This is a genomic window from Paenibacillus sp. MER TA 81-3 (genome assembly GCF_023713585.1).
GTDB classification, from domain to species: Bacteria; Bacillota; Bacilli; order Paenibacillales; family Paenibacillaceae; genus Paenibacillus_B; species Paenibacillus_B profundus.
The window spans coordinates 291690-312258 of record NZ_JAMAWB010000002.1 but is presented as its reverse complement, the minus strand read 5'-3'; the positions used below and the strand labels follow the sequence as shown (position 1 = coordinate 312258).

18 protein-coding genes and 1 pseudogene are annotated in these 20569 nt (G+C 43.5%); 12 read left to right on the top strand and 7 right to left on the bottom strand.

Annotated elements, in window-relative coordinates:
* Positions 1–174: 174 nt before the first annotated feature.
* Positions 175–2922 carry a hypothetical protein gene (locus M3650_RS03720; RefSeq protein WP_251572471.1) on the bottom strand — a complete coding sequence of 916 codons (2748 nt, stop codon included), beginning with the start codon at positions 2920–2922 and terminating at the stop codon, positions 175–177.
* A gap of 253 nt (positions 2923–3175) precedes the next feature.
* Between M3650_RS03720 and M3650_RS03715 the strand changes: the two genes are divergently transcribed.
* Both M3650_RS03715 and M3650_RS03710 read left to right on the top strand, forming a co-directional pair.
* Entirely contained in the window at positions 3176–3517 is a 342-nt protein-coding gene (locus tag M3650_RS03715) for a hypothetical protein (RefSeq protein ID WP_019418950.1), read from the top strand.
* Between the two features lie 394 nt (positions 3518–3911).
* Positions 3912–5264: a transposase gene (locus M3650_RS03710; RefSeq protein WP_251572469.1), complete on the top strand. Its 1353-nt coding sequence runs from the start codon at positions 3912–3914 to the stop codon at positions 5262–5264.
* Between the two features lie 454 nt (positions 5265–5718).
* Here M3650_RS03710 and M3650_RS03705 read toward each other — a convergent pair whose 3' ends face one another.
* The 5 genes from M3650_RS03705 to M3650_RS03685 all read right to left on the bottom strand — a co-directional run bounded on the left by M3650_RS03705 (position 5719) and on the right by M3650_RS03685 (position 9410).
* The gene (locus tag M3650_RS03705) at positions 5719–5985 is read right to left on the bottom strand and encodes a hypothetical protein (RefSeq protein WP_251572467.1); all 267 of its coding nucleotides are present in this window, start codon (positions 5983–5985) and stop codon (positions 5719–5721) included.
* 396 nt (positions 5986–6381) lie between these two features.
* Complete coding sequence (locus M3650_RS03700) at positions 6382–7137, bottom strand: hypothetical protein (RefSeq protein ID WP_251572465.1); 756 nt, start codon at positions 7135–7137, stop codon at positions 6382–6384.
* A gap of 300 nt (positions 7138–7437) precedes the next feature.
* Complete coding sequence (locus M3650_RS03695; RefSeq protein ID WP_251572463.1) at positions 7438–7710, bottom strand: aspartyl-phosphate phosphatase Spo0E family protein; 273 nt, start codon at positions 7708–7710, stop codon at positions 7438–7440.
* A 402-nt stretch (positions 7711–8112) separates the two neighbouring features.
* On the bottom strand, positions 8113–8802 hold the full coding sequence (locus M3650_RS03690; RefSeq protein WP_251572461.1) for a hypothetical protein: 690 nt from the start codon (positions 8800–8802) through the stop codon (positions 8113–8115).
* A 65-nt stretch (positions 8803–8867) separates the two neighbouring features.
* On the bottom strand, positions 8868–9410 hold the full coding sequence (locus tag M3650_RS03685) for a helix-turn-helix domain-containing protein (protein WP_251572460.1): 543 nt from the start codon (positions 9408–9410) through the stop codon (positions 8868–8870).
* A gap of 536 nt (positions 9411–9946) precedes the next feature.
* Here M3650_RS03685 and M3650_RS03680 point away from each other — a divergent pair.
* From M3650_RS03680 to M3650_RS03650, 7 genes and pseudogenes are all read left to right on the top strand, one after another.
* A pseudogene (locus M3650_RS03680) lies at positions 9947–10054 on the top strand (SDR family NAD(P)-dependent oxidoreductase); the annotation flags it as partial.
* Positions 10055–10210: 156 nt separating this feature from the next.
* Positions 10211–11161: a helix-turn-helix transcriptional regulator gene (locus M3650_RS03675; protein WP_251572753.1), complete on the top strand. Its 951-nt coding sequence runs from the start codon at positions 10211–10213 to the stop codon at positions 11159–11161.
* A gap of 652 nt (positions 11162–11813) precedes the next feature.
* Complete coding sequence (locus M3650_RS31765; protein WP_285848282.1) at positions 11814–11942, top strand: hypothetical protein; 129 nt, start codon at positions 11814–11816, stop codon at positions 11940–11942.
* Positions 11943–12010: 68 nt separating this feature from the next.
* Positions 12011–12796 carry an alpha/beta fold hydrolase gene (locus M3650_RS03670; protein WP_251572458.1) on the top strand — a complete coding sequence of 262 codons (786 nt, stop codon included), beginning with the start codon at positions 12011–12013 and terminating at the stop codon, positions 12794–12796.
* Positions 12797–12931: 135 nt separating this feature from the next.
* On the top strand, positions 12932–13714 hold the full coding sequence (locus tag M3650_RS03665) for an arylamine N-acetyltransferase (protein WP_251572456.1): 783 nt from the start codon (positions 12932–12934) through the stop codon (positions 13712–13714).
* A gap of 426 nt (positions 13715–14140) precedes the next feature.
* Positions 14141–14632 (top strand): MarR family transcriptional regulator, encoded by a 492-nt coding sequence (locus M3650_RS03655; protein WP_251572453.1) that lies wholly within the window; start codon positions 14141–14143, stop codon positions 14630–14632.
* Between the two features lie 27 nt (positions 14633–14659).
* Positions 14660–15226, top strand: a complete 567-nt coding sequence (locus tag M3650_RS03650; protein ID WP_251572451.1) for a nitroreductase family protein — start codon at positions 14660–14662, stop codon at positions 15224–15226.
* Positions 15227–15320: 94 nt separating this feature from the next.
* Here the strand turns inward: M3650_RS03650 and M3650_RS03645 are convergent, their stop codons facing one another.
* Positions 15321–16817 carry a class I adenylate-forming enzyme family protein gene (locus tag M3650_RS03645; protein ID WP_251572750.1) on the bottom strand — a complete coding sequence of 499 codons (1497 nt, stop codon included), beginning with the start codon at positions 16815–16817 and terminating at the stop codon, positions 15321–15323.
* 287 nt (positions 16818–17104) lie between these two features.
* On the opposite strand from M3650_RS03645, the gene M3650_RS03640 reads away from it, so the two are divergent.
* The 3 genes from M3650_RS03640 (at position 17105) to M3650_RS03630 (ending at position 20531) form a co-directional block, all read left to right on the top strand.
* The gene (locus M3650_RS03640; RefSeq protein WP_019419889.1) at positions 17105–17968 is read left to right on the top strand and encodes a MurR/RpiR family transcriptional regulator; all 864 of its coding nucleotides are present in this window, start codon (positions 17105–17107) and stop codon (positions 17966–17968) included.
* A gap of 181 nt (positions 17969–18149) precedes the next feature.
* Positions 18150–19064, top strand: coding sequence for an N-acetylmuramic acid 6-phosphate etherase (murQ, locus tag M3650_RS03635; RefSeq protein ID WP_019419890.1), 915 nt, complete (start codon positions 18150–18152; stop codon positions 19062–19064).
* A gap of 33 nt (positions 19065–19097) precedes the next feature.
* A complete protein-coding gene (locus M3650_RS03630; protein WP_251572449.1) occupies positions 19098–20531 on the top strand; it encodes an ABC transporter substrate-binding protein in 1434 nt (477 codons plus the stop codon).
* Positions 20532–20569 lie beyond the last annotated feature (38 nt).

Sequence of the window (20569 nt, the reverse complement as noted above, 5' to 3'; positions counted from 1 at the left end):
TCATTCGTGCGAGTTCGTCAATCTGGCTACACCATAGTGCAACATAATCAGCTATACTTTGATGACTTCGCCCTGAACAAGCAGAGACATGGCTTAATATAATAATCATGTAGTAGAGAGGAGGAGAATATTTTGGGTAGAAAAGAGGATAGAAGTGAATTGAATAAGGATATATCATTTGATAACGATATAAGAGCAGACGCAGAAGGGGATGCCGATGCGGACGCTGATGCGAATACCAATGCGAAAGCTGATGCGGATGCCAATGCAAAAGCGATAGCCGATGCGAAAGCTGATGCCGATGCGGACGCCGATGCGAAAGCTGATGCAGACGCTGACGCCGATGCTGATGCCGATGCCGACGCTGATGCGGATGCCGATGCCGATGCCGATGCCGACGCTGATGCGGATGCTGATGCGGATGCCGACGCTGACGCTGATGCCGACGCTGATGCTGATGCAGACGCTGATGCGGATGCTGATGCCGATGCGGATGCGGATGCCGATGCGGATGCTGATGCGGACGCTGATGCGGATGCCGATGCCGATGCCGATGCCGACGCTGATGCCGATGCGGACGCTGATGCTGATGCGGATGCTGATGCCGATGCTGATGCGGATGCGGACGCTGATGCGGATGCTGATGCGGATGCCGACGCTGACGCCGATGCCGATGCCGATGCTGATGCTGATGCTGATGCGGATGCCGATGCGGATGCGGATGCCGACGCTGATGCGGATGCTGACGCCGATGCCGATGCTGATGCGGATGCCGATGCGAAAGCTTGTGCCGATGCTGATGCGGACGCCGATGCCGACGCTGACGCCGATGCCGATGCCGATGCTGATGCTGATGCTGATGCGGATGCGGACGCTGATGCGGATGCCGACGCTGACGCTGATGCCGATGCTGATGCTGACGCCGATGCTGATGCTGATGCCGACGCTGACGCTGATGCCGATGCTGATGCTGACGCCGATGCCGACGCTGACGCTGACGCCGATGCCGATGCCGATGCTGATGCGGATGCTGATGCTGATGCGGATGCCGATGCGGATGCGGACGCTGATGCGGACGCTGATGCGGATGCCGATGCTGATGCTGACGCCGATGCCGACGCTGACGCTGACGCTGATGCCGACGCCGATGCCGACGCCGATGCCGATGCCGATGCCGACGCTGATGCTGATGCTGATGCGGACGCTGATGCGGACGCTGATGCTGATGCTGACGCTGATGCTGACGCTGATGCTGACGCTGATGCTGACGCTGATGCCGATGCGGATGCGGACGCCGACGCGGATGCTGATGCGGACGCTGATGCTGACGCTGATGCTGATGCTGACGCTGATGCTGATGCTGACGCTGATGCTGACGCTGATGCTGACGCTGATGCTGACGCTGATGCCGACGCTGATGCCGATGCGGACGCCGACGCTGATGCTGATGCTGATGCGGATGCGGATGCCGATGCGGATGCGGATGCAGACGCGAAAGCTGAATCTGACGCCGACGCCGATGCCGACGCTGACGCAGACGCTGATGCTGATGCTGATGCTGACGCGAAAGCTGAATCTGACGCTGATGCCGACGCTGATGCGGATGCCGACGCCGACGCTGATGCCGATGCCGATGCCGATGCGGACGCCGATGCCGACGCTGATGCTGATGCTGATGCTGATGCGGACGCTGATGCTGACGCTGATGCCGACGCCGATGCGGATGCCGACGCTGATGCGGATGCCGATGCGGATGCCGACGCTGATGCTGACGCTGATGCCGACGCTGATGCTGACGCTGATGCTGATGCTGATGCCGATGCGGACGCTGATGCGGACGCCGATGCCGACGCTGATGCTGATGCTGATGCTGATGCCGATGCTGATGCTGATGCCGACGCTGATGCGGATGCCGACGCCGACGCCGATGCCGACGCTGATGCTGATGCTGATGCTGATGCTGATGCTGATGCCGATGCCGACGCTGATGCCGACGCTGATGCTGACGCCGATGCCGACGCTGATGCGGATGCGGATGCTGATGCTGATGCGGATGCTGATGCCGACGCTGATGCTGACGCCGATGCCGACGCTGATGCGGATGCTGATGCGGATGCTGATGCTGACGCGAAAGCTGAATCTGACGCTGATGCCGACGCTGATGCGGATGCTGAATCTGACGCCGACGCTGATGCTGATGCGGATGCGGATGCGGATGCCGATGCGGATGCTGATGCCGACGCGAAAGCTGAATCTGACGCTGATGCCGACGCCGACGCCGATGCGGATGCGGATGCCGACGCTGATGCGGATGCCGATGCCGACGCCGATGCGGATGCGGATGCGGATGCTGACGCTGATGCGGATGCTGACGCTGATGCGGATGCGGACGCTGATGCGGATGCTGACGCTGATGCGGATGCGGATGCCGACGCGAAAGCTGAATCTGACGCTGATGCCGACGCCGATGCGGATGCTGATGCGGATGCCGACGCGAAAGCTGAATCTGACGCTGATGCTGATGCCGATGCCGATGCGGATGCTGATGCCGACGCTGACGCCGATGCCGACGCTGATGCCGACGCCGATGCCGACGCCGATGCCGACGCCGACGCGGACGCTGATGCGGATGCTGACGCTGATGCGGATGCTGACGCCGATGCAGATGCAGATGCAGATGCAGATGCCGACGCTGACGCCGATGCAGATGCGGATGCTGACGCTGACGCCGACGCTGACGCTGACGCCGACGCTGACGCTGATGCCGACGCCGATGCCGACGCCGACGCCGATGCGGATGCCGACGCGGATGCAGATGCCGACGCTGACGCAGATGCAGATGCTGACGCCGACGCTGACGCCGACGCTGACGCTGACGCTGACGCCGATTCCGACGCTGATGCAAAAGCTGACTCTGGGCACAATAGCTTTACAAACGGGAACAATACCATCATCAACTACACCGATAATTCTGGTGCATATATCGCTATGACAATGTATGCAATTACTATGTTGGAAGCCTTAAAGGGAAACAACAATTCAAACAGGATAGATACCCTAATCTCCAACCTAACCAATACACTGAATGGGTTGTTGCAAGGAGAAAACGGTAATCGTAAAGTTATTCTTGATACTATTAATTCTCTCAAAAAAGAGAAAGATTGAGGGGGATTGTATGTCACGAACAAATGTCTCACGCTGTACGATTCCTACGAAGAAAGATAACGAGAACCTTTATGTGAAAGTTAAAAACAATAACGAAAAATATAGTCGTCAATTCGAAATGAATGTATACGATAAAGATTCGTCAACAAAAGAATCATTACCCATATATGTAGATGACCAGCTTACACTTATCGATACCCTAGAGCCTGGAGCACAAAAAGTCTATAGAGTAGACGTATCGAGTGTGGAGGGAAAGGTTATTTTCGAGATTATTCAAAAAACGGGCGGCTCAGGTATTAAAGTTTCCAGAAACAGCAAAAATCCATCTACTTTAGAATTACAAATTAAATAAACTCTCATGACCCGACCGGGTCAAAGGCTATGATGAATATCTCATCATAGCCTTTTGTACGCTTTGCAGCAGTGCATCGTACTAACGGGTGGAAATCCCGAGCACACTACAGGGTGGCGGAAGCGCATAGCTGACTGATAGTGCCTGGCTGCGAGGCAGGGTGCGGAGGATCAGAAGGCAAACCTCGAAACAGGAGGCAAAACCATGTTGGCTAGCGGAGCCGGGTATTCATTAAAAGTGAATGAAATGATATTTAGAGTCAAGATTGAATCGATTTCATAAATCATAAGCCTTGATTTAACAAGGTTTTTCAGACATAGAAAAAGGAGTACCTCCCCAAATCTCGAATAGGTTAAGCGACTAAACCAACCAAAAGAGACGAGGTGAACTCCCTATGCCATATATTCGACACGAGAGTCTATTTACCCTGCAAGAGCTTTATGAAATGGAACAAAAAGATCGTTTTAAAGCCATTTTTTCTGCTATCGACATCGCTCCATTTTTACGTTTGGTCAGAAAGAAGTCTCTTTATGGTGCACCCGCCCAAGTCAATTACACGGCGATGATCTATTCTTTATTCGTTCGAATCATTGAACGCATCCCAACGATCAAAGATTTAATCAAGCGACTTCAACATGACATCTTATTCCGCCTGGATTGTGGGTTTATGCTATCAGAAGCGATTCCGTCGTCAGCTTCTTATTCCCGGCTGGTGCGGAAGATAAGTCAAAGTAATGCGCTGGAAGAAATTCAGGAGCAACTTCTAAAACAAGCGTTGGCGGAAGGGTTTATTAAAGATGATACGATTGCAATTGATGCGACCCATATCGAAGCGCGGGATCAGGCACCTGTAAAGACGGAGAAGGAAAAGCCTGAGCCGAAAAAGCGTGGGCGCAAATCGAAAGCCGAACGAGAAGCTTGGCTAAAGCAAAAGCAAGAAGAAGATGAACAAAAGCCAATTTTCGAGAAAGAAATCGCCGCCCAATTAGGCGAGCCATTTCATGTTTTACAGGATCAAATGCCTCTTGATCCGCAATGGGGAGTCAAGAAAAACAGCGATGGAAAGAACGTTTTCTGGTATGGCTATAAAGGTCATCTTGCAGTAGGAACACAGAGTCAATATATCCTTGGAGCCATGCTCTCCTCTGGGAATCTGAATGATGGTAAAGCTGCGATCCCCCTCTTAAAAGGTATTCGTTTTCAGCATCCAGGATTCAAATTCAAATATGCAACGATGGATGCCGGTTACGATTATGTGCCGATATACAAACAGATTCGAGAGGCGAAAGCTTATGCCGTCATTGCTTACAATCGCCGACGAGAGCCCGAACTGGAAGGGTTTGACGAGTACTTCGCACCGACCTGCGTAAGAGAGCATTCTTATCGTTACGATAGCTATGACCCGAAGTATGACACGTTGAAATACGTTCGACCGAAAGAATGTGAGAGTTGTCCATTAGCAGATGATTCGCTTTGTCAGAAGATCTACAAGATGAAAATCACGACAGATTTTAGAAAGTATACCGCTCCGGCTCGCGGTTCGAAACAGTGGAAAGAGATCGCGAAAAGACGGTCTGCAGTCGAGAGAGTTAATGCGTATCTAAAGGAATTCTTCCAATTGAACAATGTCAGACATCGAACGGGACAGAAAGCCGGAGTTCATTTTAACTTGGTTACTTTGGTTTATAATTGCATGAAATTAGTATGTGATCGTCTAAGCCGTCAACTGCAAGAACAAGTAGCCTAAATTTTAAAAATCGTACCCGCAAAATTCGGCAAGTCTACGATTCAGTAACCATGCATTATGAAATTGATTCGATTGTGAAATAATAAAAAAAGTTATATATATTATATGTTTCCTGTGCTCAAGATATATTACACAATACTCTTCTACAGTTAGTTTACTCACCACAACTTTGGTGTAATAGTTCATATATAGCTATATTTTGTCTTTCTTGGCGAGTTTCATTTTTCCGTTGAGCTTAAAGTTGTTGCATTATTATTTTCTAACGACCAGTCCTCGTTTTTATGCAACAACTTTAAGTTCACTCGGACGTTATGCAACTATTATTAGTTCACCGTACATCCAATGACACAAATTTACCCTCAATGATGAATCAATAATGCCCCCATTCGATTTATTGTCACAAAAGCACCCGCAATCATGAAGTTGATTGTTGGTGCTTTTGTGTCAGATCATTTCAAAACACTTGGCTACCTTCAATGATTTCTGCTGACGAAAAGCATGTAGCATCATAAATCATGGCCCCTGTTTTTTTTCGAAAATTCTTGCACTGTATGGTAGCCAACTGCATACCCAGCAGCATAAGAGGCGCATCTATCAGGTCGCTACGCTCGGAAATCTGTATAAAATCGAGAATATTATCCGGAAAAGGCTCGCAGTGTCTAACAGTATCAGAGCTGCCGCGGCCGTCTTCCTGTGCTGCCTTTACCTCTTCGCTCCTCAAGCAATCCTCCTTCACCTAAAGACGCTCAGACATTGCGCCAACGTTGCAAGCTCCTTTTAGGCGTATCCTGACCGATGATTCCGATATTAAAACCAGCAGTTAGGAAGATTTCCATAGGCGTTTGTCCCGCTTGATAGGCTTGTACAGTTGCAACCTTAAACGCCGGATTATACGTGATATTCTTCTTCGATACGTGGTATATGTTTGGATTTAACTCTAATAGTTTTATCCTCGTTCGGTAAAACTTCTTCTGATTTTTCCTATGATCTGCATCCCCACATACTTCTTAATATTCTGATTAAAACACAAAAACCCGCAAGAGGGTACTTTTTTCAAAGTGTCCATCTTACGGGTCACAGTTCACGAATATGATGAGAAAGCGGCCTTTTGTTATAATTAATAAATGCGATCTACAAAACAAACACCAACAGGAAAGAGTGCTGTACCGTCTCCAACCTTTTTGTTATAAGCCACTCCAATTTCCCATATCTCAAAGGTTTTAGTTTCATAATAAGGAAACGCTTTAAGTTCTCCTCTTTTTCCTTCGGGAACTACAATGGTTTGTTTATCTGAAACATTATAGGATTTTGCAACATCGAAACCTACAGCCTTCGTTATTACAGAAGCGGTAATTGTGACTGAATTAGTGTATGACGCTGAAACTCCTTCGGATATTGTCATTTCACCACCAGGGGGAGCATAAAAAGAGTTTCTAATAATTTTTGTTCCACAAGCATTTCCGGTGTCTTTGACGTTTTTAATATATCTAGCTAATTCTAACGGTTCGAAAATATCTTTAGATTCTTTATGTTTATTGTTATTACTGTTGTTAAGGATGCTGTTGTGAATGTCTATAACTTCATCACTATTATTGTTATTACTTGAAACAGGAAGTATAAGTGTAACTTTATCGCCTTCGTTTAGTCTGAGATTGTTTTGCTCTGAAAATTGTTTAACATCTTTTACTTCAATTACTTTTTTGATCGAACCATCGGCAGAAGTTTTGTAGCTAACATCACCTTCAAGCTTGGAGCAGTCGAAAAGAGTTGGAGCAGGAGAAACTGAATCCGCAGACACCGATGCTGAACCAATCAGCAAACACAGCATAGATGTTAACAAAAAAGATGTCTGAAAAATTTTTTTAATTTTCACTCGATAAACCCCTCCCATTTAAAAATCGTACCACTTTTGGTTCCAATTGTAAATAATAAAATTCATTTAAACTGACTTGAATTCTGTCTGAACCACTACAATCCATTTGTGCATATATCTCCTCCTTAAAATGCTTAGGCAAAGATATCTCTTCAAAATGAAAGCGGACTTTGCACCATGTCTTTGTGTGGAGGATCCCTAATATGTAATGATACATCATCTATTTCTATTGATGAAATGAAGAGCATTTACCATAGTATTACTATACCATATTTGGTGATTTATAGCAAGATCATAGATTCATAAAGTTTTCACTTGATTTTTGGAATTCAATCCTTTATCCTCACTCCTTCTCTGAAGCTCAAAAAGATAAACATCCAATTCTTGACTCAATCTCACAACACTTTCGTCTGTAAAGCTCTTTTTTTCATTTGCTGTTTTTATTAATTGGTGTCGGATACTTTCGATTCTTTCAAGTAAATAATCATGTTTTTCATAGCAAAAATAAAATGGTTCTATTGTTGGAACACCCTTTCGTATTTTATAACAGCTTAAATGGTTGGCGCGCTTCATCCATAAACTGTATCTCTGAATTAATCATAACTGCTGTTGTACAAAAATGCCTTATTTATGGGTTTTTATGCAACAATTAATTTGTAATACATATATATACAAAAAGACGCCCAAAGAGGCGTCTTAACAATTTTTTATTAAAACTAGGTAATTTTTACACATGGAGCATAAGTGAATGAAATGATATGTTCCATATTGATTACTTCTACTGATAACAGAGTAGCGAATAAAGGAAATTGTGCGTTTGTCATATGTTTTTTCACGTCAATCCACAATCCATGGAACACCGCCACCAAAGAACGAAATGGTATCATCCGAGTTAATTAATCCTATTGAGAGTAATGTCAATACTAAAAGAATCGGCACTTTTGACATAAGCTTTTTCATGCCAACCAATCCTTTCTAATCTAATTTTTTGTTAACTATTTGCTTGTATAGTGCGTTCTTTTTTCTTATGACTCCTATGTTATAACGTGAAGGGTTCTCTATAATCACATCATTGATGATGATAATGCTTCCCAAAGCATTTTCATACAAACCAATTCTCATGTACTCTAAAGCGCTTTTAAGATAATAGTCAAAAGCCTTTTCATCATCTTCAATTATTAGTACATTCCCAACTAACTGATAGAAAAAGGCTAGTCTAGCCTTCTTATCAGGTGTTGTCCGCTTATCTTTAATGGATTCCTCCATCTCTGGTACATGCTCAAGTAGTTTTTTAGCCGATTTAAAATCATGCTTAATTAGGTATAGATCCATTAGCGTTGTGACGGCATAAACTAGGTTAAAATCAGATGGGGCTTTTAAATATCCTTCTAACTGTTTAATGCCTAACTCAACATTCCCAGTTTTTCCGTTTATGCAACCAGTTATGAATTTTACATTATCCTCGACAAAAGAAAACGAATATTTTTTGTAATCATCAAGGAATGTCATACTTGTTTTGTAATCACCAAGATAATAATGGCAGTTACAAATATTAAGAGTAGCATGTGCACTATAATGACTATTAGAAATATCGTTCTCAATAACGTACCTGCTAAACTTTATTGATTCATCATATTTCAAAAGACTTTGTGCGTGAACTAACAAGCAATAGTAAAGATTGATTCTATCTCTTTCACTTAGAAATTGGGCGTACTCTAATACTTTTTCACCTAGATAATATGTAGTGCTGAGTTTGGTGAAATTTCATTTCGTTCAATCAGGTATCTCTGATATAAGCCTTTAGCAGTATAAGGCATAATCCCATGGGAGCGTGAGTAATCAATGATGAGGCTGTACAAAGATAATTTAATGTAGGTATCATTTACGGAGTTTATCGTTTGATACAACTTCTCTACCAAGTCCAAACTTTCTTCATTAGGTGCTTCAAGAAACTTTGTAGCTATCTTGGTTATTAAAGATGCGCTGCTTGGTGCTTCCAGAGCTTTTTGCAAAAATGAGTAAATCACATCTGATTTATGCCCAATCTCGATGTACAGTTCTACGATGTCGTCACTGGGGATGCCTAATACGGCAGCGATGGACTGAATGATTTGAAAATCTGGACGTTTAATCTCCCCATTTTCAATCCTCGACAAACTGCTCTTATCGATGCCGATAAGTTCTTGGAGCTTAGACAAACTAATGTCTCTTTTCTGGCGATAACACTGTATTAGTTCCCCGAGTGTTGCAGGCTTCGCAGCAACGGCACTCACAAACTCACCTTCCTTTGTCTTGCAAATAATTGACCTTGCAAAAGAAAGGGATGTCCAATACCAGACGTTGAGGAGTCATACGAAGGGATAGTACCGAGAAAGCTTGCAGAAAAAGCCGCAATGGCAAGTGAGCCTTGAAGGATGCGATCGACACGGGGGCTTTCACGGTTTCGATGCAGCCGCAGGAAGCAGATTTTCTATGTGGGGGTTCGAGTCCATTCACCAGCACCACAAAACAATGAATAAACTCTTTTGGTACTTCTACCGTAGAATCGTCAAACAATGAATAAAAAACAAATGCACGAAGTACAAGACACGTTATGACAAAAGCAATTGTGTAAAGGAAAATATAACTTTCTTCATACCAACAATTATGTGATGGGTGCATTTCTTCTGTAATATGACAATAGGCGACATATATCAATGGTTATACTAGACATGGATAGGGATTTGATTTTAAATAAAAAGGGGTAGAGACATGATGAAACATTTACAAGGAAAAGTGGTAGTTGTGGCAGGCTCAACTCGTGGAGCCGAGTTACTACGCCGCACCTCTAAGGACCGCGAGAAAACAGGGATTGATCGTTGAAATTACGGATGGTGTTAATTACAGGTATCGAGGAAATTTGTACTACAGTTTGGCTAATTCATTCATCGCTCGCAGTCAATGTCGAAGGAACTAGGACGGGCAGTAGTGGCGCTTGCTACCGAGGCCAATTTTTGGCTAATGCCTCACTCTCTTCTTAGCGTTCGGATAATCTTGTTCGAGTTAGAATTTTGAAAGAAGGGAGGGATGGAAACTGAGGGCGGATCGATTGATTTCCATTTTGTTGTTCTTGCAGAATCGTGGCCGGATGACATCCCGGGAACTAGCAGAAAAGCTGGAGGTATCTGAAAGAACCATTCATCGTGACATGGAAGCTTTAAGTGCGGCTGGCATCCCTGTCTTTGCAGAGCGGGGATCAAATGGAGGATGGGCATTATTTGAAGGATATCGCACAAATCTGACCGGGATGAAAACGGAAGAGATGCAATCGCTGTTGCTTGCGCATTCTTCGAGACTGTTGGGAGATTTGGGACTGGGCGATTTTTTTGATGATGCCTTTCAGAAGCTTCTGGCAGCGTTTCCTGCAACGATGCGCGGAGATGTGGAAATTGTTCGTCAGCGCATTCATGTAGATGGAGCAGGTTGGCATCAGTCTGATGAGTTGTTACCTGAATTGCCTATTGTTCAGGAAGCTATTTGGGAAGAAAAAAAGCTGTTTATACAATATCGTCGAGATGACTCTATTGTTGATCGGGTTGTCGAACCCTTAGGTTTGGTAGCCAAAAGCAGCATATGGTATCTTATCGCTATTGCGGAAGGAGGAGATATGCGCACCTATCGGATTTCCCGTATGGTGAGTGCCCGGATGTCAACGGAGTCTTTCGAGCGCCCAGATTCTTTTGATTTGGCCTTATACTGGGAGAAATCCACCAAAAAATTCAAAGCGAGTCTGCCTCAATATCCTTCCCGAGTGCGATTCAGCGATAAAGTGTTATCTCGCATTTCTCAGCAGCGTTATATGAAGATTCTACACACCGAGTCTGTGGACAGCCATTGGTTGGATGCCGGCGTTGAATTCCATACGCTCGATTCAGCATGTGAAATATTGCTTAGTTATGGTCCATTAGTGGAAGTGTTGGCACCGGCTGAGTTGCGCGAAAAAGTATTATCCCAAGCAAAAGCGATTCTCTTGATGTATAGCTAAGGCTGAAAATCCTCTATACATAACCCCCCCCTCGTTTTCACCAATATGACAATAGATGTCTATAACGGTCGTTACACTATATCTATATTTGATATAAACGACAGGAGGGAATAAAAAGGATGGATCAAGGAACAGTCAGAGAGCTAAGTGTAATAATAACTGACTAAAACAATGAAATTAGGTTCCTTGCCCCGGAAGTAGTACTACTATATAAGTCCAAAAACATAGATACAGATAATAACCACGATTTTAATGCAGCTCTTACATGAATGGATTAATAGATTATGAGAGTTAAATCACAGAAGGCAGGAACATCCGATAACACCGTATTCATGCTACGTCGCTGACGCTCCTTGGTTTGCCTGAGGAAAAACCATCGGGGTGTGAATATGAATCCTACTCGTTACATTAAAATGACAGCAAAAGATATTAAACACATGGAGAATCCACCTAAGGGGCCTGTTCCATAATTACTTAATGGAAGACGTGCCTAATGGAAGTCAAATCGAGCTTTGGTCATTAACCCAAGCTGGTGTATGATGATGGAGTGAATGTGAAATGTGCTCTGATAAATAAATATCAGGGTCATTTTTATATGTAGTATACACAATATTCTAAAACCATACTATGTACGGAATTCGGAGATGAAATGATGAAACCGATTGGTCAGGGCAGAACAGCCGATATTTTTGAATATCAAAAAGACAAAATTATGAAGCTCTATCATCAGGGGTTTCCAGGAATCATGTTGGTTAAAGATCGATTGAGGGCTTTATCATAGAAGGGCAGGGCAGGGGCCTTACGGCTTCCTTCGCCTATCCATTGATTTAATTGGGGGTAATGGTAAGGATGGGCCTGTACGTTAAAGAATCGGGAAATAAGAATGCTCCAATCCTTGTATTTTTACATGGCGGGGGAGTAAGCGGTTGGATGTGGGAGAAGCAGGTACAATATTTTAAAGAGGACTACTATGTCTTGATTCCTGATCTCCCTGGTCACGGTAACAGTGGAAACGAGGAATTTGTATCTATCAATAAAACGGCTGAGGATATAATCAACATCATACAAGAAAGGAAAAATGGTCAAAAGGTTACGATTATAGGCTTTTCTCTAGGGGCTCAAATCGCTTTAGAAATCTTAAGTGTAAAGGGAGATATTATTGATCAAGCGATTATTGTGAGCGGGCTTGTACGGCCCTTGAAATATTTCCAAGCTATCTTGAAACCTTTGATCCGGATTTCGATGCCATTAACCAAGAGCAAATCCTTTGCAAAGCTTCAAGCAAAAGTATTATATGTCGGCGAGGAGCAATTTGATTTATATTTTCAAGATACTGTTCAAATGAGCGTAGAGGATCTGCTTAGGGTCCTAGAAGAGAATATGTCTTATCGCATACCAGACGGATTTAAACGTAGTAAAGCAAATATTTTGGTGTTAGTGGGGGAAAAAGAGAAAAAAACAATGGGAAAATCAGCCGTCGTTATCACCAGAAGCAATCGAAATTGCCAAGGATATATGATTCCGAGGGTTGGACACGGAATTTCTCTAGCTAACCCCGATTTATTCAATAAATTAGTAGAAGCATGGATGAATGAAAAAGAATTGCCGAAGGGAATGCGATCTATCAATAATTAGTTTATTTCTAAATAAATGAATGACGGTGGAAGATATTGTGGCTGGAACTTCAAGACGTCAACTCAAGCGGAATATGTCTATCTAAGTATTCGGCATGCAAGCGATGCGATTTATTTAATGAGGGGGTTGATTCACATGAATTCAAATGAAATCGTTGACAACTTCTTAAACTTCCTAGATGTACCGAAACGAGAAAATGATATTAACTTTTTGAATGATCTGATTAAGAGTCATCAATTAAAGGTTAGATGGGAAAACCTGACTAAAATATTGGACTATGAACGCGGTTATGCAACGGGCGATTATATTCCGCCGATTGAAAAATATTATGACCGCATCATGAATCACGGGTATGGCGGCACTTGCTGGACGATATCGATAGGATGTCATTGGCTGCTGAAGCAGTTGGGATTCGATGTGCATTATTTGTATATGGACCCTGGCCACTTATGTTTGCGCGTAAATTTAGAGCAGCCTTATTATGTCGATCTTGGTTTCGGCGCTCCGTTGTTCCAAGCTTATCCGCTGCATGAGTCGTTCGTCGCCAACGACAACAGGGAAACGTTCGAATATACCGTCTCAACAGATAGCATCAAGATTATCCGAAATCCAGGTCCTGCTAAAACCTTAAATACGAACCCAGTCACTATCGAAGAGATGCTGCCAATCATCAAAAGCTCCAACAATTGGAATTCGTCTTTTGCGCTTAAAGATATAATGATTTTTGGATATGTCGAGAATGTTCCTACTTCATTAACCAACCATACATTAAAACAGTACTTTCCTACCCATAAAAGTGAACAAGAACTGAGTGGAGAAGAGTTGGAGTATTGGATAACAAATCGGTTTCATATGAATTATGAATTATATAAGGCAGCAGTTGAAATATTTAATAGAAGCCGCACAAACACTGATTAATGGGCAATTGCAGTATACAATAGGAAAGATGATATTCATAAATGAAAAGGCGCTGACTACTTGCCTGCACTGTTGGCGCTTTTCTTGCTTCTGTCAACGGCAGTACCTGGAGTGTACAAAGCATTACAATTTACGCAGACTATGTACTTGAGAAGCAAACGCCAAGCTCTTTCTACAAGACTGAACTATCCAAAACGTTAGAAAGATTAAGTGTAAAGCACCTTTTAATACAGTTTTTAACACTGAATTTTGTTGCATGTTTACGGCTATTTCGGGATTCGATAGATCAAATGATATTGATTATTATTATCAATATTGCTACAATAAAATTGTTAACTAGTAAACAATATTTATAAGATGATGGCTTTCGTAAAGTGGACAAGGCCATTGGTGGGGAATTTATGAGGATAGGAGCAGAGACAAGGAATGGGGTATCCTGAACCGAACAAGCAGTTCATTTTTGGACTGTATTGGAAATTTGCACACTTAAGAGAGCAGTATGAAAGCAGAGAAATCACGGTGTTTCTTGAAAAGGCCTTAGCGTCCGGTGTAACTGACTGTCCGAAAAACATTACCAGCATTCATGTCATTGATTGCATCGGCAAGAACGAGCCGGTAAACAATACGGCCATTGCCGAAAAAATGGAGCTATCCAAAGCGAGCATTACAAAAATCAGCACCAAGCTATATGAAGACGGGTTTGTGAAACGAACGCGCTTGAACGACAACAAGAAAGAAATCTATTTCCGTTTAACTTCCAAAGGAAAGAAGCTATATGAGCTGCATGACAAGCTGCACAAATTAGAAGAAGAGCGTTTTTATCGGTTTCTGGACAAATATTCATCCACAGAGCTGGACTTCGTCAGACAATTTATGCAAGATGCCGTGGGCGAGATGGAACAAAAACTAATCACATAGGAAAGGAATGAAGCAAGTATGGCGAGAATGAGTATAACGGAAATTATAAGAGATACAAGACCAGTACTTCGCTTTAGTGATCAAGCTGTTTCTCGTGAGGCGATTATCGACCTCTTAAACGATGCGGTTTGGGCGCCGACCCCGAACAGCGGTTCTAGCGAGCCCTGGCGATTTATCCTGGCTAGTGATGGAGCAAAAAAGAAACTGGTCGAGATCATGGTGGAAGTTGGAGAAGAATTAAAGCGTTCCAATGTGGAAAATGCGAGAGTGAAAGAACAGTTTATCCAAACGGCGATCAACACCCCAATCTATCTAATCGTTGTCATGAAGGAAAACCCGAAGCAAGAGCAGTGGGAAGACGACTTTGCGACTATATGCTGCATGATCCAAAATTTCCATCTTCTCGGATGGGAGAAGGGGATCGGAATGACGTGGCTAACGGATGATGAATTGTACGAGTCCCCGCAATTTCGTGAACATGCAGGTATCCGAACAGGAGAGAAGGCTGTTAGCATGTTAAACATTGGTTATTACGAGGAAATCCCTAGATCAAAAGCACGCATGCCAGTCGAAAATAGACTTACTATTTTATAATTCCCCAAAATAGATGGGCAGCCAAAATACGTTTGTATTAGGCTGCTTTTGTTTATTGCGCCATCCTAATTGGGATAGGGAACTTCGATCTCGTTCAGAGCGCTTGTTCCCTTAAGATTTGTTTCATCACTTTGCCTAAACTATTTTTCGGCAGAGCATCAGTGAACCTAATTTGCGGGACCTTATAGCTGGCAAACCTTTGCTTGCAGTATTGATGCGCCTCGTCTTCGGAAAGCATACTCCCCGCTTCTTTCACAATATAGGCGCGCGGAATTTCGCCTAAGATCTCATCTGGAACAGCTACTACGGCTGTTTCCAGTACGTGCGGAATTTGCATAATAACGTCTTCCAGTTGATCGGGATATACATTTCTTCCACCAGATATAATGACATCTTTGTATCGTCCCAACACATATAAGAAACCATCCTCATCTAATTTGCCGCTATCGCCGGTGTGGAGCCATCCTTCTCTTAGCACCTTGTTCGTTGCTTCAAGATTATTCCAATATCCTTTAAAGACGTAGGGGCTTTTCACAACAATTTCGCCGATCTCTCCTACAGGAAGCTCTTCTCCTTTTTCAGGATGGACGATTTTACATTCCACATTTGGCATTGGCATTCCAACCGATTCGGCCTTTTCGATGCCCATTTCAGGAGAATAATAGCTAATTCCCAGTCCTTCTGTGCAACCATATCCGGCTGACATAGTAATTCCCAGCTCGTGATACTGCATGATTAACATCGAAGGTACTTTTGTGCCGCCTACGCTTGCTATTTTAAGTGATGCCGTTTTTCTTCGGCTGCTTTTAAACTCTTGCAACATATAGGTATACATATAGGGAAAAGCAAACATCCTCGTAATTTTTTCTTTCTCAATCATATCCCAAATTTTTGCTGGATCTGATTCAGTTAAAAAGACTATTGTAGTTCCAGAGATGATACTGTATATCATGTTAAAAACAGAACTTAAATGATAGAGATGATGTACGGCAAGGAACCGTTCATTACTATTAGAAGTGGGATAAGAAAAAACTTCTTTAAAGGATTCTGAAAAAACACGATGGATGAGCTCGCAGGCTTTTGGATTTCCAGTGGTTCCAGAAGTAAACATGAAAAATGCCGTATCGCTCTCGCTGACGGTTACAGGAGGTTCCGTGACCGGATAGCGCCCCATAAAGATTTCATCAAAAGCAGTTGAAGTCTCCATTCCCTCTCCAGCCAGTATGAAAAAGGGGAGCAGCTGCTTATCGGGAAGGACAGCTTCAAATTCTTTATCATAGAAGAGAAATTTGGGCTGGCAGTTTTTTGTTATTCCTTTTAATTCATGAGAGGTATATTGATGATTTAACGGAACAACAATCGCTCCTATTTGTAATGCTGCCATCATGATAGTTGGATAAGGATGATTGTTTTTGCACAAAATCGCAACCCGATCTCCTTTTTCTAAGCCCAATTCCAGTAAATGGTGTGACAATTGATTTACTCTTTCTAAATAGGTGCGAAACGAATAGCGAATATGGCCCCCGACCAGAGCTTCTGTATCAGGGGTTTGCTCAGCGCGTATTTTGAGTATTTCGTGCAATGCATACATATGAACAACCTCATTTCCCATTATGTTCCTATCATATTCAAAAAATGGTGTATATTATACTTATCCATCATCTTTTCATAATATTCGGGATTAAATCGCTTAGCGGCACAAACGATTCTATAGAAAGGGCGTTTTTTTTGGCTATCCCACATGGTATTTTATTGAATGATTGACAGACAAGCTATTAAAGTGTTTGCATTTAGAAGATTTACGATATAAAATAAAATTAAAATTTTATAACAAACGATTCATTTTGGAATAAAATTTCTGGTGAGTAGGGAAGAGATATGTCAATTCATGATAATATTTTGATTAAAATTCGAGACATGAAGGATAGCTTGACACCTGTAGAGAAACTAGTAGCAGAGTATGTGCTGGCGAATTTGGAGGAGATTCCTCATCTTTCGATTAAGAGCCTTGCTCAGCTGACGAAGACCAGTGACGCATCTGTTCTTCGTTTCTGTAAAACCTTGGGCTATACCGGGTACCGCAGCTTTATTGTAAGTATTTCCGCTTCACTCGGATCGATGGATGACGAGCAGAAGGATCAGTACACCGATATACAGCCCGGCGATGATCTGTCCGTGATCATCTCGAATATTTCTCGCAACAACAGTAAATCCATTGAAGACACTCTCAGTGTCATCGATAAGAATGAGATCGCCCGTGCCGTACAAGTGCTGCGTCAGAGCAAACGTATTGCGTTTTTCGGGATCGGCGCTTCCGGTCTGGTAGGGATCGATGCGGAACAGAAGTTTTCCCGGATTAACAAGTTGTGCCACACTTATACGGACGGACACAGCCAGCTCACTGCTGCTACGCTTCTGGAAAAGAATGATGTAGCGATCTTTATTTCCAATTCCGGAAATACGATGGAAATTCTCGATTCGCTGGAAATAGCCAAAAAAAATGGCGCATGCATTATTGCCATTACCAAATATAATAAGAGCGAGTTGGCGGATAAGGCGAATATCGTGCTGAGCATTTCCACGCCGGAGGTAACCATCCGCAGCGGTGCCATGGGATCGAGAATTGCTATGCTGACCGTTATCGACATTCTTTTTGCAGGGGTAGCCAGTGCAGAATACAAAAATGTGAAGAAGTATTTGACGAAAACGCACAACATTTTAGTTAGCAAACATCGTAAATGAATGATGCAGACATCGGTTTTTCGTATTAGCTCCGGTGTCTTTTTTTTGTCGAAAAACAAAATAAAAAAACGATAATATATTTTATAATAAAATTATATTTCAAAAACTGTTGACCGTGATGATATTTCTCGTTAATATGTGTTTATAAGAAATTTTAAACAAACAGGATAGGAGGATAGCTATGGATGAGTATCTGGCGGGTCTAACGACGGAAGAGATTAACGAGAAAACATTGGCGATAGACGAGTGTACAACCGAACAAATGCTGCATCTCATGAATGAGCAGGACGCGAAGGTTCCGCATGCGGTAGCAGCAGAAATACCGCAAATTGTGAAAGCGGTTGATACATTGCACCATGTTCTTAAAAACGGCGGCAGAATGTTTTACGTAGGGGCCGGATCTTCAGGCAGAATTGGCGTTCTCGACGCCTCTGAATGTCCGCCCACTTTCGGAACGGACCCTATGATAGTACAAGGACATATCGCTGGGGGAGACGTCGCACTGAGATGGGCTGTTGAAGGTTTTGAAGACAATGCAGAGGAGGGGATCGCTTTAATTGAAAGGTGTGGCGTGACAGACCAGGATGCTGTTATTGGGATTACGGCGAGTGGAAGCGCACAATTTGTCATATCTGCTTTGAAAAAAGCAGGTGAAATTGGAGCGGCCACGATTGGCGTAGTAAATAACAAAAACTCCAAATTGGAGAACGTCTGCAACGTCTGCATTTCACCTGTAGTAGGGCCGGAAGTCATTATGGGATCGACCCGATTGAAAGCGGGTACAGCACAGAAGCTGGTTCTTAATATGCTTACGACTTGTACGATGGTGAAGCTTGGAAAGACGTACAATAATCTTATGGTGGACTTGAAGGCAAGCAATATTAAATTGCGTGATCGTTCCGTTCGCATTATTAAGACAGCTACTGGCGTAGATTCGGATACCGCTATTTCCTATTTAGAAAGCGCTTCCATGAGTTGTAAATTAGCGATTATGATGATCAAAACCGGTTTGGATGCAGCAGCGGCAAAGCAAGCATTGGATCAATGCGACGGCAGTTTGAAAAAGGCAATAGGCACCTTTATCAAAGCTGTATAAAAACATTCGATATCCTTGGGGAGGCTTGTATCAATGAAAAGAAACATGCGTGTATTGGCATCCATCTTAGCTTTAACTTTGGCTTTGTCCTCTTTAACGGCATGCGGAAGCTCAAATAACGAAGCGAAACCGTCAGATTCAGGCTCTAACGTAAGCGCGGATGCAAAGGACACGATTACCGCTTTGCTCCCGCCGATTTCTGGTAAGTTCCAAGACAAATTCAAGCAATTGGAGAAGGAATTTAATGAATTATATCCGAACTTGACGTTGAATATCGAACCAGCCAGTTGGGAAGATATGACGCAGAAGTTGGATACGCAAGTGAATGCGGGCAGCCCGCCGGATATTGCGTTTATCCCATCTGAAGTAATTCCGAAATATATCCAGCAAGGGATGCTCATTGATATTACAGATACAGCAACGCCGGAGATGGTTGCAGATTATGATAAAATTCCGCTTGAATACATGAAAATCGGCAATGGGCTATACGGCTTCCCGGCTTATATGGAAGTTCACGCGCTGGGCGGGAACAAGCAGTTCTTAGAGGAAGCAGGAATCGATTGGAAGAAAGTGCAAAAAGACGGCTGGACATTTGACGAATTCCGTGAATCAGTCAAAAAAGGAGTCGTTAAGGAAGGCGACAAAACGTCCCGTTACGGGTTTGTATTCGCGACCGCTGGCGTTGCTTCCAAAGACTATTTGAATATTTTGCTCAAAAATGCAGGCATGCCTGCGCAGTTCAATACAGATTTGAAATATGCTTATACGAGCAAAAACTTCCTTGAAGTGCTCAAAGATATTCGGGCGCTCATTGATGACGGTTCCATGCCGAAAGAGCTTAGCTCTATCGATGCAGGGAAGCGCTGGAATATGTTCCTTACCGGCCAAACGATGATTACAGGTAAAGGCCTGGCTACTTTTGAAAATAACGCTAACGAGAATAACGAAAAGATTAAGGCGAAAGACGGCAGTGAAGTAAAAGGAAGTATTCCAGTTGATTATATCGTATTGCCTGTTCCTACTTTCCTAGGCGAAAAACAACAAGCGAGTGTCGCGGTTGGTGGATATGTAACGTTCCGTGGAACGAAGGAACCGACGGCTGAACACAAAGCAAATGTTGTAAAAGCAGCTTACTTCTTAGCTAGCGGCAACGTTGCGGCAACGACCAACAATGATCTCTTTGCTGCGCATATTACCGAATCCGGTAGAAAAGCGGCAGAAACCATGCCATTAAGCAGAAATGAAGACAATAAAGCAGCTGTTGAAACCTTGCTCCAGCAAGCAACGCCTGCACGTCCGGATATCCCGACGGATTTGGGTGCAAAAGCGATCAAAATGGAAGATGAAGTTATCGTGCCAAAGCTTCAGGCATTAATCGCTGGCGAAATTACGCCTGAAGCGATGTATGAAACCGTTAAATCTGCAGCCGTGAAAGCTTTCGGTGAAGACGGAGTTGTGAAAGAGTAAATGTGTTTGCTTCGGATAGTCGCATACATGTTCATGCG